Source organism: Oceanobacillus iheyensis HTE831, assembly GCF_000011245.1.
GTDB classification, from domain to species: Bacteria; Bacillota; Bacilli; order Bacillales; family Amphibacillaceae; genus Oceanobacillus; species Oceanobacillus iheyensis.
Genome location: NC_004193.1, coordinates 2,240,943 through 2,256,412, shown reverse-complemented (window position 1 = coordinate 2,256,412; position 15,470 = coordinate 2,240,943). Strand labels below are relative to the sequence as shown.

Annotated in this window: 14 protein-coding genes, 1 riboswitch and 1 other annotated feature; of the genes, 8 read left to right on the top strand and 6 right to left on the bottom strand. The window is 35.0% G+C overall.

What is annotated here, in order from left to right; genetic code table 11:
- Nucleotides 1–65: 65 nt before the first annotated feature.
- Nucleotides 66–271, top strand: a binding site (T-box leader).
- Between the two features lie 57 nt (nucleotides 272–328).
- Together tyrS and OB_RS11390 are read left to right on the top strand one after the other, a co-directional pair.
- Nucleotides 329–1,615, top strand: a complete 1,287-nt coding sequence (gene tyrS, locus OB_RS11400; protein ID WP_011066612.1) for a tyrosine--tRNA ligase — start codon at nucleotides 329–331, stop codon at nucleotides 1,613–1,615.
- 1,089 nt (nucleotides 1,616–2,704) lie between these two features.
- The gene (locus OB_RS11390) at nucleotides 2,705–4,348 is read left to right on the top strand and encodes an AMP-binding protein (protein WP_011066611.1); all 1,644 of its coding nucleotides are present in this window, start codon (nucleotides 2,705–2,707) and stop codon (nucleotides 4,346–4,348) included.
- 304 nt (nucleotides 4,349–4,652) lie between these two features.
- Here OB_RS11390 and OB_RS11385 read toward each other — a convergent pair whose 3' ends face one another.
- From OB_RS11385 to OB_RS11365, 5 genes are read right to left on the bottom strand one after another with little or no spacing between them, the layout of a single operon-like run.
- Nucleotides 4,653–6,014: a GntP family permease gene (locus OB_RS11385; protein ID WP_011066610.1), complete on the bottom strand. Its 1,362-nt coding sequence runs from the start codon at nucleotides 6,012–6,014 to the stop codon at nucleotides 4,653–4,655.
- 41 nt (nucleotides 6,015–6,055) lie between these two features.
- The gene (gene dgoD / locus OB_RS11380) at nucleotides 6,056–7,204 is read right to left on the bottom strand and encodes a galactonate dehydratase (RefSeq protein WP_011066609.1); all 1,149 of its coding nucleotides are present in this window, start codon (nucleotides 7,202–7,204) and stop codon (nucleotides 6,056–6,058) included.
- Between the two features lie 15 nt (nucleotides 7,205–7,219).
- Nucleotides 7,220–7,852 (bottom strand): bifunctional 4-hydroxy-2-oxoglutarate aldolase/2-dehydro-3-deoxy-phosphogluconate aldolase, encoded by a 633-nt coding sequence (locus OB_RS11375; RefSeq protein ID WP_011066608.1) that lies wholly within the window; start codon nucleotides 7,850–7,852, stop codon nucleotides 7,220–7,222.
- Between the two features lie 30 nt (nucleotides 7,853–7,882).
- Nucleotides 7,883–8,836: a sugar kinase gene (locus tag OB_RS11370; RefSeq protein WP_041544217.1), complete on the bottom strand. Its 954-nt coding sequence runs from the start codon at nucleotides 8,834–8,836 to the stop codon at nucleotides 7,883–7,885.
- Nucleotides 8,837–8,855: 19 nt separating this feature from the next.
- Nucleotides 8,856–9,602 (bottom strand): IclR family transcriptional regulator, encoded by a 747-nt coding sequence (locus OB_RS11365; protein WP_011066606.1) that lies wholly within the window; start codon nucleotides 9,600–9,602, stop codon nucleotides 8,856–8,858.
- 164 nt (nucleotides 9,603–9,766) lie between these two features.
- Between OB_RS11365 and OB_RS11360 the strand changes: the two genes are divergently transcribed.
- The 6 genes from OB_RS11360 to OB_RS11335 all read left to right on the top strand — a co-directional run bounded on the left by OB_RS11360 (nucleotide 9,767) and on the right by OB_RS11335 (nucleotide 14,579).
- Complete coding sequence (locus OB_RS11360; RefSeq protein ID WP_011066605.1) at nucleotides 9,767–10,534, top strand: SDR family NAD(P)-dependent oxidoreductase; 768 nt, start codon at nucleotides 9,767–9,769, stop codon at nucleotides 10,532–10,534.
- Nucleotides 10,535–10,607: 73 nt separating this feature from the next.
- A riboswitch (PreQ1 riboswitch) is annotated at nucleotides 10,608–10,654 on the top strand.
- 68 nt (nucleotides 10,655–10,722) lie between these two features.
- Nucleotides 10,723–11,220, top strand: coding sequence for a preQ(1) synthase (queF, locus tag OB_RS11355; protein WP_011066604.1), 498 nt, complete (start codon nucleotides 10,723–10,725; stop codon nucleotides 11,218–11,220).
- Between the two features lie 47 nt (nucleotides 11,221–11,267).
- Nucleotides 11,268–11,903, top strand: a complete 636-nt coding sequence (locus OB_RS11350) for a queuosine precursor transporter (protein ID WP_011066603.1) — start codon at nucleotides 11,268–11,270, stop codon at nucleotides 11,901–11,903.
- A gap of 238 nt (nucleotides 11,904–12,141) precedes the next feature.
- Nucleotides 12,142–13,176, top strand: a complete 1,035-nt coding sequence (locus OB_RS11345; RefSeq protein ID WP_011066602.1) for an aldose epimerase family protein — start codon at nucleotides 12,142–12,144, stop codon at nucleotides 13,174–13,176.
- Nucleotides 13,177–13,422: 246 nt separating this feature from the next.
- Nucleotides 13,423–14,130 (top strand): hypothetical protein, encoded by a 708-nt coding sequence (locus OB_RS11340; protein ID WP_011066601.1) that lies wholly within the window; start codon nucleotides 13,423–13,425, stop codon nucleotides 14,128–14,130.
- A 134-nt stretch (nucleotides 14,131–14,264) separates the two neighbouring features.
- Nucleotides 14,265–14,579 carry a hypothetical protein gene (locus OB_RS11335; RefSeq protein ID WP_011066600.1) on the top strand — a complete coding sequence of 105 codons (315 nt, stop codon included), beginning with the start codon at nucleotides 14,265–14,267 and terminating at the stop codon, nucleotides 14,577–14,579.
- Nucleotides 14,580–14,854: 275 nt separating this feature from the next.
- Here the strand turns inward: OB_RS11335 and rpsD are convergent, their stop codons facing one another.
- On the bottom strand, nucleotides 14,855–15,457 hold the full coding sequence (gene rpsD, locus OB_RS11330) for a 30S ribosomal protein S4 (RefSeq protein ID WP_011066599.1): 603 nt from the start codon (nucleotides 15,455–15,457) through the stop codon (nucleotides 14,855–14,857).
- Between the last annotated feature and the right edge of the window lie 13 nt (nucleotides 15,458–15,470).

Sequence of the window (15,470 nt, the reverse complement as noted above, 5' to 3'; positions counted from 1 at the left end):
GCGTAGATTATAAAATAGTTGCATTCACATTCTCAATATGCTATGAATAGTATCATACAATAAACTTAAATACGAAGAAGGATCGAAGTAGCTATGCAAATCACTATTTTAAGAGAACTGACGGGTGGTGCAAGTCAGTATATATTTGCTGGTGAATTACAATCTGGAGTAATTCTCTTCATTTAGAGATCGGTGGAAACATCGTTAACAATTCCAAGTGGCTGGTAATCCAGCAACAAGGGTGGTACCGCGAATACAACTCGTCCCTTCCATTTTAGGAGGAGACGAGTTTTTTATTTGAAAAATATAAATTTTGGAGTGAGATTACATGGATATTTTACAGGATTTAGAAAGCAGAGGTTTAATTCATCAAACAACTGACCGTGAAAGGTTAGAGAAACATTTACAAAATAATCAAGTAACATTATATTGTGGATTTGACCCAACAGCAGATAGTTTGCATATTGGACATTTAGTTCCGTTGACGATGTTAAAACGATTTCAACAAGCTGGCCATAAACCTATTGCTCTTGTTGGTGGGGGAACAGGGATGATTGGAGATCCTAGTGGACGATCAAGTGAAAGAAGTCTAAATGCTCCAGAAGTGGTACATGGATTCACTTCAAAACTACAACAGCAAATTGCAAAGTTAGTTGATATGGAAAGTAATGCAAGCGAAAATACGGTAGTAGCACGTAATAATCATGACTGGTTAGGAAATATGACAATAATTGATTTTCTACGTGATGCAGGGAAGCATTTTGGCATAAATTATATGTTAGCAAAGGAATCTGTATCAGCAAGAATTGAACAAGGTATTACTTTTACAGAATTCAGTTATATGATTTTACAATCATTAGACTACTTAAAACTTTATGAGGAAGAAAACTGTACATTACAAATTGGTGGAAGTGACCAGTGGGGGAATATCACTGCAGGTATGGAACTCATCCGCCGTTCACGAGAAAATCTGGATGAAAATATTGAAGTCTTCGGTTTAACAGTGCCACTGATCACAAAAGCAGATGGAACGAAATTTGGTAAAACAGCTGGCAATGCTATTTGGCTTGATGCATCGAAAACGTCACCATACGAATTTTATCAATTTTGGTTTAATACGGATGATCGTGATGTTATTCGTTTTATTCGCTATTTTACCTTCTTATCGGTAGAAGAAATAACTGAACTGGAAAAAGAAGTAGAAACACAACCAGAAAAGCGCGTTGCCCAAAAACGTTTAGCTGAAGAAATGACAAAAACCGTTCATGATGAAGCTGCATTAGAACAAGCGAAGCGTATTACAAATGCATTGTTTAGTGGAGATATTAAACAATTAAACGTGGAAGAGGTAGAACAAGCATTTAAAGATGTTCCAAACCATATTATTACACGTGAACCTGTTGGTTTAATCGATTTACTTGTCGATGCGAAAATATCATCTTCAAAACGACAAGCAAGAGAAGATGTAAAAAATGGTGCAATTTATATTAACGGTGAACGCGTGCAGGATATGAATTATCATGTAGAAGAAAAAGATCATTTGGGTAATAAATTCACTGTTGTTCGTCGCGGGAAGAAAAAGTATTTCCTTATTCAAGTAGAATCAATTTCATAATAGGATATTTTAGTTAAACCCAAATGTTGACTGTTTTGATTTTCATTACAGACGGTCGCTTCATAGTAGGCACAGCCTCAGCTAACTTAATGACCTTTAGATATGTGATTTTTGAATAATATAAAATTGACTCAAGTACAAAAAATATGCAAGGAAGGGACACCTCAATATCACTCATTAGAGTATTTGTTGTGTTCCTTATTTATTATCTAAGGAAATTATAAAATTTTGGGACTGTGGATAAACAACTAAGTTATTTAGCCACGTCCAGCTCCAGCGCCCATCACCTATTGTCCTTCCGGAAACCTCCTTACGATAAAGAAGACTGCCGAATGTCCTTTGTGAGGCATAGTCGCACTTATGCCAATGGTGAAAAGAAGACTGCCGAATGTCCTTTGTGAGGCATAGTCGCACTTATGCCAATGGTGAAAAGAAGACTGCCGAATGTCCTTTGTGAGGCATAGTCGCACTTATGCCAATGGTGAAAAGAAGACTGCCGAATGTCCTTTGTGAGGCATAGTCGCACTTATGCCAATGGTGAAAAGAAGACTGCCGAATGTCCTTTGTGAGGCATAGTCGCACTTATGCCAATGGTGAAAAGAAGACTGCCGAATGTTCTTTGTGAGGCATAGTCGCACTTATGCCATGGCGAAAAGAAGACTGCCGAATGTTCTTTGTGAGGCATAGTCGCACTTATGCCAATGGTGAAAAGAAGACTGCCGAATGTTCTTTGTGAGGCATAGTCGCACTTATACCCTTGCGGTGAAAGTCAACATCGATTCGCATACGCTTATCGTGTTTCCTTTATCTCAAAGAAATAAAGAAGTTCGACCAGTCGAACCACCCCTTGAAAAACAGGGGCGCAGGACATACGGTGAGGGCGCTTGCGCTTTTGTTCTTAAAAAGGTATTACTATTATAGTTAATAATTATGATATTTCAGACAATTTATTGGATAGTGGAAATAACTATGATAAAATAATGCACAAGTTTATTTAATCATAGTATAGGGGAGTTATATAAAATTTGTAAGCGGTTACTTAGTGATATCTGATTGGATTATATGAAATTATAAAAGGGAGTAGATGTTATGACAGAACTAATTCACAAAACAGTGGGACAATTACTACAAGACCGTGCAGATGACATGCCAGGACAAGAAGCAGTGGTATATTCAGATCGTGGGTTGCGATACACATATAAAGAATTTAATCAACTATGTGAGAAGGTTGCAAGGGGGATAATGGCGTTATCGATTGACAAAGGTGAGCACGTAGCAGTATGGGGTACAAATACTCCTGAATGGTTAACTCTTCAATATGCTACTGGAAAAATGGGGGCAGTCCTAGTTACGGTAAACACGAGTTACCGTGCGAATGAATTAGAATATTTACTTAAACAATCTGATTCTACAACTATATTTTTAATAGAAAATTATCGGGATCACTCTTATATTGATACTTTATACGAAATTTGCCCAGAACTACATGAATCAATCCCTGGAGAGTTGAATGCTGAACGATTACCATCATTGAAAAATGTTGTAATAATGGGAGAAAAAAGGTATCCAGGAGCTTTTCATTGGAATGATATTATTGATAAGGCAGAAGAAATTTCACGAGAAGAATTAATATTTCAATCTCAAAATCTCGATCCAAATGATGTAATTAATATGCAGTATACATCAGGAACAACAGGTTTTCCTAAAGGTGTGATGTTAACACATCGTAACCTCACAAATAATGGCTTTAATATAGCTAATTGTATGAAATTGACTGCAGAAGATCGGTTATGTATCCCTGTGCCATTTTTTCATTGTTTTGGATGTGTAATTGGTACATTAGCAGCAGTTAGTGTAGGAGCAACTATGATACCTATTCAGGAATTTGAACCAGAACAAGTATTAAAAACGGTAGAGCAGGAAAGTGTCACAGCGCTACATGGTGTACCTACAATGTTCATTGCTGAATTAAATCATCCAAATTTTGAACGATATAATTTGAGTTCATTGCGAACGGGAGTAATGGCAGGATCTAATTGCCCGGTGGAAGTAATGAAAAATGTAATGAATAAGATGAATATGTCTGAAATAACCATTTGCTATGGACAAACAGAATCATCACCGGTAATTACACAAACGAGAGCAAATGATCCAATCGAGTTACGTGTAGAATCAGTTGGAAAAGCACTGCCGAATGTGGAAGTGAAAATTATAGATCCAGCGACAAATGAGGAATTACCGCATTATACACAAGGGGAGTTATGTACAAGGGGATATCACGTAATGAAAGGTTATTATAAAAACCCTGAAGCGACCCAACGAACAATAGATGAAGACGGATGGCTGCATACAGGTGACCTCGCAATAATGGACGATAATGGGTACTGTAAGATAACTGGAAGATTGAAAGATATGATTATTCGAGGTGGGGAGAATATCTACCCACGAGAAATTGAAGAATTATTATATAAACATCCGAAAATATTAGACGCTCAAGTTGTTGGTGTACCAGATGAAAAATTTGGAGAAGAAGTTCATGCTTGGATTATACTAAAAGAGGGAGAGATTAGTTCATCTGATGAAATAAAACAGTTTTGTAATGGACAGATTTCTAAATATAAAATTCCTAAACATATTTTTATAACTGACGCGTATCCAATGACTGCTTCAGGAAAAATTCAAAAATTTAAGTTACGTGAAAAATCGTTGAATGAAGTTGAAAGAAAGATATAAATAGCATGAATTTATATCTGGGAAGTTAGTAGGGGGGACATAATTAAATACTTTGTTCACATAATGGATGATATTAAAGTGAGCGTAAGAAATATATGAAGACCCCTTGAATATAAAAATCAATTTTCTTCGTGTGATACAATGCTGTCAAAGTCTTCTTTGTCTTGTGGGAAGAGGCCTTGGTAAGACCCCGGTTGCGTTAACAAACGGAGGCTTACCAGCCACCCAGGGAAAGCAGAGTATATTTCTGAAGCGGGTTGTCAATCCGAATTCATGTCCCTATCTACTACTATATTTTTATATGTTAGACAAAGAAGCTAATTGCAAATACGACTGCAAATCCAACAAAACCAATGATAGTTTCCATTACTGTCCATGTTTGTAAGGTTTGCTTTTCTGTCATTCCGAAAAATCTATTAACTAACCAGAATCCTGAATCATTTACATGAGAGAATACTGTAGCACCACTCGCTATGGATATAACAATTAAACCTAACATAGGTTCAGAAACTTCCATCATACCAATAATTGGCGACATTAAGCCTGCAGCAGTAATCATAGCAACTGTAGCTGAACCTTGTGCTATTCGCACAAAAGTCGAAATGATGAATGCTGCCAGTACTAAAGGAAGGTTTGATGTCGCTAACATATTACCTAGTACATCACCTACACCACTATCAATTAACGTTTGTTTGAAAACTCCGCCTGCACCAGTAATAAGGATAATAATACCTGCAGGTTCTAATGATTTCGTTGCAATATTCTGTACTTCTTCTTTTGAATATCCTCTTTTTGTACCCAATATATAGAATGTTAATAGGGTAGATATTGTTAAAGCAATAAATGGATGTCCGATAAATGTAAGGAATGAATGTATAAACGTTCCTTCTTCTAATATTAATCCAAATACAGTGTTAATAAGTATTAAAAAGAGTGGAATTAATATTAATAGACATACAGTTTTAAAGCTTGGTAGTTCACGATTCGTTTTTTCTACTTCGTTTTCAAGATATTCTTTATCTACAATATATTTAGGAACTTCTAAATGAATTTTTTTAGAAATATAATTACCAAATATCGGTCCTGCTATAATCATCGCAGGTAAACCTGCTAAAGCACCAAATAAAATTACCCAACCTAGATCGGCATTTATAATAGAAGCCACCGATATTGGTCCTGGAGTAGGTGGTATGAAACTATGGGTAACAGCTAATCCTGCTAGTAAAGGGATACCGAAATATAATAATGATTTTTTCGTTTTTTGAGCTAAACTATATACAATTGGGATTAAGATTACCAAGGCAACATCTAGAAAAACCGGTATTGCTACAATAAACCCTGTTAAACCAAGTGCCCACTGAACTTTCCCATCGCCAAATTTATTAACTAACGTTAATGCTAAACGTTCCGCGCCCCCAGAAACTCGGAGCATTTCACCGAACATTGCACCAAGGCCAACTACGACTGCAATAAAACCTAAGGTTCCTCCCATACCTTCTTCCATGGTAGCTATAAGATCATTTAAATCCATTCCGGATAAAATACCGATAAAGATACTGGAAATAAGTAATGCAACAAAAGCTTGCAGCTTTGATCGCATAACCAAGAAAAGTAATAGCGCTATACCAAGTATCGTAACCATAATCAACATAGTAGTGTTGGACATAAGAAATCCTCCTTTGTAATAAAAACTTTAATTTTTGAAAACTACCATTCTGCAATTGACCCGTCTTTATGTCTCCAAATTGGATTACGCCAGTTCTCTGCATCATTTGCTTTTTCTTTAACATATTCTTCATTCACTTCGATACCTAGTCCTGGTCCGTCTGGAATTTTGACATAACCATTTTCATAGGTGAACACGTCTTTATCAACAATATAGTCTAATAAATCATTTCCTACGTTATAGTGGATTCCTAAACTTTGCTCTTGAATAAATGCATTATGAGAAGATGCATCAACCTGAAGACATGAAGCTAGAGCAATTGGCCCTAATGGGCAATGGGGAGCCACTGCAACGTCATACGCTTCTGCCATGGAAAAGATTTTTTTCGCTTCTGTTATTCCGCCTGCATGTGAAAGGTCTGGTTGTATTATGTCTACATATCCATCTGCTAATAGCTGTTTAAAATCCCAGCGAGAGAACATTCTTTCACCAGTTGCAATTGGAGTGGTCACATGGTTTGCGATATCTCTCAACGCTTCATTATTTTCTGGGAGTACAGGTTCCTCGATGAACATCGGTCTAAATTGTTCTAATTCTTTTGCTAAATTTTTAGCCATCGGTTTATGGACACGACCGTGAAAATCAATTCCAATTCCAACATAGGGACCAACCGATTCTCTAACAGCAGCAATTCTTTCTATTACCGCATCAATCTTTTGATGAGAGTCAATATATTGTAATTCTTCTGTCCCGTTCATCTTAACTGCTTGAAATCCTCTATCAACTACTTCTTTAGCAGCTGCTCCAACATCTGAAGGTCTGTCTCCTCCAATCCAAGAATATACTTTTATTGAATCTCTACAAGCTCCACCTAGTAACTGGTGGATAGGTGCATTGAAGAATTTTCCTTTTATATCCCATAATGCCTGGTCAATCCCAGCGATAGCACTCATTAAAATGGGACCGCCTCGATAAAAACCTGAACGATACATTAAATTCCAATGATCTTCAATCCTTTGAGGATCCTTGCCGATTAAATTTTCCATAAGTTCTATAACTGCCGCTTTCACAGTAGCTGCTCTACCTTCGATAACTGGTTCTCCCCAACCTACAATACCTTCATCTGTTTCTATTTTTAAAAACAACCAACGAGGTGGTACCTGATATATTTTATAATCTGTTATTTTCATATGATCAACTCCAATTTATAACGTTTTCATTTTTGATGTGAATTGCTTTGCATTGTTTGTTACTTGTTCTAAGAATTCATCTGTAACATTTACGGTATTAGGGACTAAGGAACTGCCTAATCCTACTCCGACTGCGCCTTTTTGAATGAATTCGGTTACATTTTCTACATTTACTCCTCCTGTTGGAAGTAATTTTATATGTGGTAATGGTCCGTGAACATCTTTAACATAATTTGGACCTAATGATGAAGCGGGAAATAATTTAACTATATCAGCTCCTGCTTCTTGGGCGGATAAAATTTCAGTAGGTGTAAAAGCAGCAGGTATGCTAATCACTCCATATCTTTTGGTCGCTTTAATAGTTTCTATATCCAATGTTGGTGAAATAATAAATTTTGCTCCAGCTTTTATAGCTAAAACAGCTGATTCGGAATCAAGTACTGTTCCTGCACCTATAACAACATCATTTTCTAACTCCGAATGTAATGCACCTATTGTTTGTAAAGCATTATCGCTATTAAGTGTAACTTCAAGTAATCTAATACCACCCTCATATAGAGCTTTTGCTATTTTAATAGTTTCTTTGGTATCGTACCCACGTATAATAGCAATTAGCTTTTCTTTTTCAACCTGTTTTAAGATATCCATTGAGTTAGTCTCCTTTTATAAATGATTAAATTAACGACTCACATCTTCGCTCGTAGATAGATTGGTTAAACGTTCTAATCGAGATTTATCAGGAAATCCTTCATAATCTCCTACATAAGTTGTGGCATAACCACCAGTAATACACGCACGTTCTACTGCTTTTTCAATAGATAATTCATCAATTAGTCCAGATAATAAACCAGCTGCAAACGCATCTCCAGCACCAACAGGATCTCTCACTTGTTTTACAGGAAAACTGGGGACATAATCCCCATGATCACTTGTACAATAATAGGCTCCATTTTCACCGAGTTTTACTACAACTAACTCTGCACCTAAATCTACACATTTTTTACCGATTTCTTCTGGGTCATTACTATCTAATAAAAATTGTCCTTCACTAATACCCGGTAGAATAATATCCGATAACTTTAAGATTTCGATTAATGTTTGTCTAGCTTCTGATTCGGACCAAAGTTTCTTACGAATATTTGGATCGAATACTATTTTCACCCCATTATTTTTTGCCATGTTTATTGCTGTGAAAATGGTTTGTTTACAACTTTCGCTAATCGCAGGAGTAATTCCAGTTATAAATAGATAAGAAGCGGAAGAAATATAACTCTCATCAAGTAACTCTCGAGTCATTTGGCTAGCTGCTGAATGTTGACGGTAATAATAAACATGAACATCTGACTCATTAATGATTTCTTTTAAAAATAATCCGGTCTGATGATAGGGATCCAAGTCTATTAACTTCGTATCTACGTTCTCTCCACGTAATTCTTTTAATACCATTGCTCCCAATTCATCTTCTCCTAATCGACTTATAAAACCAGTATTGTGACCTAATCTGCTTAATCCAATTAACGTATTGGTTTCTGTACCAGCAACACGTGGTTCAAAGGAGGACGTTTGCCTAATAAGACCGTATTTATCTGGGGTTAGTGATACCATTGTTTCTCCGATTCCAATAACATCCATTCTTTTCATACTCCTCTCCTTAAACATATCCCATACCATTTGAAATAAGTTTGGCTGTATCTCTTAAGTTTGTAATAACTGTTTCTTTTTGTTTTAGCATTCTATCTTTTGGACCTGCCACACTTACGGCTGCTAAAAGCTGTCTTTGACTATCAAAGATGGGAGCAGCTAAACAGTAGAGACCTTCTTCATTTTCTTCATCATCAATACTGTATCCTTGTTTCTGAAATAATTGCAGTTGTTCTTCTAATTGAGATCTATCGGTAATTGTATTTGCAGTGATTTTCTCTAATGTTATGTGATTTAATAAGCTGTTTTTCTCTGTTTCAGGCATAAAAGCTAAGAATGTTTTGCCAAGTCCGGTACAATATATTGGCTTTTTATATCCGGGTTGTGCCGTTGTTCGTATCGACCGGTCAGCATCCATTTTTGCAATATACACTAACTCATCTTTAGATAACATCGCCATAAATACAGTTTCCTTAACCGCTTTCATTAGATCGGCTAAATAAGGTTTTGCAACCGTGTGAATATCTAGTGATTCTAAAGCACTTGTTCCTAGAGGTATTAACTTTTCACCTAAGTAATATAGTTTCATGCTATCCTGTCGTACGTATCCTTCACTATGTAATGTTTTTAAAAGATTAAACGTACTGCTTTGTGGTAATTCTAACTTGTCGCCGATGTTTTTAATGGTTAGACCGTTAGTATGTTTTGCTAATAAGTCAAGAATGTCCAAAGCACGCTTAGCAGATTTAACAGACACTATTCCACCCCCTTAAATTCACATATGTGAATAATAATCATGTATGTGATTTTGTTGAATATACCACACTTTATTTATCTCGTAAAGACTATTTTTTTAAAGCATATTATGCCCGAATTAGTAGAAGCTAAGTAAAGTTTTAATTTGTTAAAGGAGTGTATGATATGTTTAAAGATAAAGTCGTTTTAATAACCGGCGCGGCCGGAGGGATAGGTTTAGAGGCTGCAAAAGCATATGCGCATGAGGGAGCAAAATTGGCACTAGTAGACCTTAAAAATGAAGCATTAGAAAAGGCTGCTAGTGAGATCGAGACCGAAGAAATTTTACTAATTACAGCTAATGTTGGAAAAGAAGAAGATGTAAAAAACTATGTGGATAGAACAAAAGAACAATATGGAAAAATAGATATATTTATTAATAATGCAGGTATCAATGGTCAATTCAAAAATATCATAGAACAGACAAAAGAGAATTTTAGTAATGTATTTGATGTTAACGTTATGGGTGTATTTTTTGGAATGAAGTATGTACTACAAGTAATGAAACTACAAAAATCTGGTGTAGTCATTAACACTGCATCTAATGGTGGGTTACTAGGAGCACCGGGTATGAGTGCATATGTTGCTTCTAAACACGCTGTAATAGGGTTAAATAAAACAGCGGCACTAGAAATGGCGGAATATGGTGTACGCGTAAATGCCGTTGCACCTTCAGGAGTTAACACAGAAATGATGCGAAGTATTGAGAAGAATGCAATGGGTGACAAGGCGGAAGAGGCTAGAGCTCAATTTGAAGCATCTGTCCCAATGAATCGTTATGCTACAGCTGGGGAGATTGCCAACCTCATGTTATTCTTATCTTCAGATAAAGCTTCATTTATTAGTGGTTCGTATTATCGAATCGATGGAGGTCAAGGGGCGACCTCTGTATAAAGAAGATGGAATAATAAGATTGACATAAACGCTAACAATACTTATAATCATTGATTGTACAACAAACATAATTTTGTTAGAGGTTCTTAGCTTCAACCCTCTATAAAAAACTAAGGACAAACAATGATTTATTCAAGTCATGTTCCTTAGGGGACATGACTTTTTTTATGGAAAAGGAGGTAATAAGTATGGTGGGAAGAGATGAAAATGAACTACAAGATGTTCAGTTGTTAGGAAGTCAAGGGACTACTTATGATTTTAATTACACACCGGAAGTGTTAGAGGTTTTTGATAACAAACATGTATCACGTGATTATTTTGTTAAATTTAATTGTCCAGAATTCACTACGTTGTGTCCAAAGACAAATCAGCCTGATTTTGGGACTATTTATATTAGCTATATTCCAGATATTAAAATGGTCGAAAGTAAATCATTAAAATTGTACTTGTTTAGTTTTAGGAACCATGGGGATTTTCATGAGGACTGCATTAATATTATTATGAATGACTTAATTGATTTAATGAATCCAAGATATATTGAGGTTCGTGGAAAATTTACTCCACGTGGCGGTATTTCCATTGATCCATATTGTAATTATGGTCGACCAGGCACAAAATTTGAGCAAATGGCGGATCAACGACTTATCCAACATGATATGTATCCGGAAAAAATAGATAATCGATAGAGGGAAAGTGTAAGATCCTCTAGCCTAATAAAGGGGAAGAGGACATTATGTATATTTATTTTAGTGCAATCTTTGTAGGATTGTTATTACTATCAAATATTCTTTCAGTTAAGTTATTTGAAATGGGAAGTTTTATACTCCCAAGTGCAGCTATCGTTTATGTTATTACATATCTAATGACAGATGTTATTGGAGAGGTTTATGGTAAGGCTGCAGCAAGGAAAACCGTCCTAGCTGGTTTTCTTACGCAAATAATTGCAATGATATTTATTTACATTTCTATACAATTACCACCTGCACCTGATTTTCATGCACAAGCAGAATTTGAACAAATTCTAGGTGGAAGTTTTCGACTTATATTTGCTAGCTTGGCTTCGTATGTTATAAGTCAAAATTTAAATGTATCTATATTTCATTGGTTTAAACATAAACATGGTAAGAAAAAATTATGGTTACGAAATAATTTAGCAACAATGTCTAGTCAGTTTATAGACACTGTATTATTTATTACCATTGCATTCTGGGGAATTGTACCAACAAATGTACTGCTAGGTATGATTGTTTCTCAATATATTTGGAAATGTCTTGTTGCATTATTGGATACACCATTTGCTTATATTTTGGTTAAATGGACCAGAAAAAAAGAAGGAAATAATCCAGATTATGTGATAAAAGCATCTTAATAAAAAAAGCTTTAAGCAAAGTCATCTTATCCAGTAATGGAAAAGTAAATATTGCTTGAAGCTTTTTTAATATGTACGTACCAAGTAATTAATTATGTTTTTTATAAATGATAGATAGGTTACAATAATAGATATAGATAGAATGATAAGTGTTACTCGAAATAGATAAGTCTTTTCAAATATATTTTTAAAATCAATCTGTAAATTATAAAAGATTACTAGTTTGGAGTGATAAAATATGCAAATTCGTAGAGAAAATGTACATAATAATTGGAAACAATTTACATTAATTAACGATCGTGACATGGAAGTTTCTATATTAAATTATGGAGGGATTATTACACGTATTATAACGCCAGATAGGAATGAACAGAAAAGAAATATTGTTGCACGATATAAAAATTTAGATGATTATATCGAGAATCCATTATATCTTGGGGCGATAATTGGTAGAGTGGCAGGAAGAATTCAAAATGGTAGTTTTTCCATAGGAGATAAAGAAATTCAATTACAAGCCAACGAAGGTTATCATGTGCTTCATGGTGGGAAGAGTGGATTTCATCAGATCTTATGGGATGTAACAACAATTGAAAAACCGGACTATGTAGGAATTCGACTAACTTATACAAGTAAAGAGAATGAAAGTGATTTTCCAGGTAATGTGAATGTAGCTATTACGTACTATTTGGATAATCAAAATGAATTAACAATTGATTATAATGCAATAAGTGATAAGCAGACTCCGATTACATTGACGAATCACTCGTATTTTAATTTAAGTGGAGATCTAGAACAAACCATACATGAACATGAGATGACATTGGACAGTGATCAGTTTCTGGAACTAGATGAAGAATTGATTCCAACAGGAGAAATGGTAGATGTAGATATGACACCATTTGATTTTCGAAGCGGACGTTGTCTGAGTATTGGCTTAAACAACGATTTCTATCAGAATAAGATTGTTGGATCGGGATATGATCACTTTTTTCTATTTAATCATGAAAAAAAACATGTCGTGAATATGGTTGAACCTAGAAGTGGCAGGCAGCTCTTTATTTCTACTAATCAACCAGGGATGGTCATGTATACATCAAATTCGGTAGATTCTAGTCAGCAATTTTATGAAGGCGAGGCAAAGAAATACATTGCCGTGTGTTTTGAAACTCAGGGGAGCCCTGCATCTTTACACCATGATAACCTTGAAACAATTCTATTAGAAGCGAATCAGCCTTATCAAAAAACAACAACATTCCAGTTTGGGGTAATTTAGTTCAGTAAGAGTAATAATAGTTTTTTTAATAGCATAGTGTATAGGATAAGAATTATATTTGCTTAGATAGAGGCTGGGACATAACAAAAAATTCTGGTCAAAAGACGAATGAAAACTAGAATAAGCGTAGTATATTTCTAAAGCGGTATTCCAAAGCAAATCATTCTTATTTATCTTTTGCATGTATACTTTTGTCCCAGCCTCTTCTTCAATTTGAAGTTAATAATAATTAAAGAAGGAGCGAATATGCTCGTGACTAAATGGACGAATAAAGATTGGAAATGGCTAACTGGAATTCTGATTGCCATTATTATTTTGGCTTTTTCACTGTGGCTAGTCGATTTCACTGTGAGTTTTGGAATTATTTCTAGTTCTGTTTCTATTGCCTTAGCTATAGTGGCTATATCCATGTCCTTGCAGCAGAATAAAGATAATCAACGCATGTTAACTTCAGTAATCAATATGAGAAATGAAGTAATTAATCATATAAAAGATGTTGCGGTTAAAGTAGATAATATTACAATGCTTGATATTACTGATTTAGTAGATGCGCATAAGAAAATGAGCAATATGGAGAAGATAGGGGAAAACAAATGCAAAATTGGTAGTGAAAGTAAAATCAATCATTTATCGGATGATGGAATTGAAAGAATAAAGTTATATAAACAGTTTCTAAATTTTAATACGCTAGGAGGGAGTGTGGAAAGGAATAGATACCAACTTAAGATAAGCGTAGCAGGAAATGTAGATCAACAACAAACGATGAAGATTATCAGTAATCTTATCGTTAACTATTTAAAAGGTGAGCACATTTTGTATAATAAGGTAAAAGAGGACATATATGAATTTGTATTTGTATCTGATATACCGGATGTAATACTTGAAAATAGCTGGATAGAAAACATTATAAATTATCAGGGTGTTGTAGTTCTAGATTTTTTTCGGATTGATTAAGAGATGAGTATAGTGATAAATACCTTTTTGTAACGCTTAATTTAAACTAATGTAAAGAGCAGATGAAGAGTTCTTAATATATATTGTGAAATAGCTGTAACCCAGTTATTATTGCAATATAAAGGAGTGATTATATGGAGTTAATTACTTTATCTCTACTGCTTTTTGCGATTATCATGATTGCCATTTTATTAAAGAAGAAAAAGTACAGATTTTATTTTGTAATCAGTTATCTACTATTGGGTATTTTCGCTCTATATATTGGTATTAAATTTAATAACGTATACTCGGTTATTTTATATGGAACAGCATTCATATCTAATTTATCAGGATTTATACTCTCGCTTACCATTAAGGAGGAATATCCATCTCAAAAACCTCAAGTGACAGAGAAAATAACAAATAGATCCAATATGACTCCAGAAACTACGATTAGGCATGCTCCGTAGAATATTTTTATAGTATATTTACCTCAACTAACAACTATCCAATAAACTTGTTTTATTCATCAAAAATAGTGTATCAACAAACTCTGAACACTTATAAACCGCTAGTTTACTTTCCGTGATTATTGCCAGTCACTATTTTTAATCTCGGTTCCCTCTTTTTTAGTTCAAAAAATCTAGCTTCTATCCTATTATGTATTCAAAAGCAAAATCCCCTTGAAAAGTTGATATAACAACAATTTCAAGGGGATTTTATACAAACTCACAAACAATATCTCTTAACGAGAGTAGAACTCAACGATAAGTTGTTCGTTAATTTCAGCTGGAAGTTCAGAACGCTCAGGGAAGCGAGTGTAAGAACCTTCCATTTTGTCAGCATCAAAGCTAGTGTACTCTGGTACAAAGCTATTAGCTTCCAATGCTTCTTTTACAACATCAAGGTTTTTAGACTTTTCACGAAGTCCAATAACTTGACCTGGTTTAATAGCATAAGATGGAATATCTACACGTCCACCATCAACAGTTACATGACCGTGATTTACAAGCTGACGAGCTTGTCTACGAGTACGTGCAAGTCCTAAACGATAAACAAGGTTGTCAAGACGAGATTCAAGAAGAATCATGAAGTTCTCACCATGAATACCTTTCATTTTTCCAGCTTTATCGAATAGTGTGCGGAATTGACGTTCGTTCAATCCATACATGAAGCGTAATTTTTGCTTCTCTTGCATTTGCAAGCCATATTCTGATAGTTTTCTGCGTTGGTTCGGTCCATGTTGACCAGGAGCGTAAGGGCGCTTATCTAATTCCTTACCAGTTCCAGTTAATGAAATGCCAAGACGACGGGATTTTTTCCATACGGATCCAGTATATCGTGCCATAGGTCATTTCCTC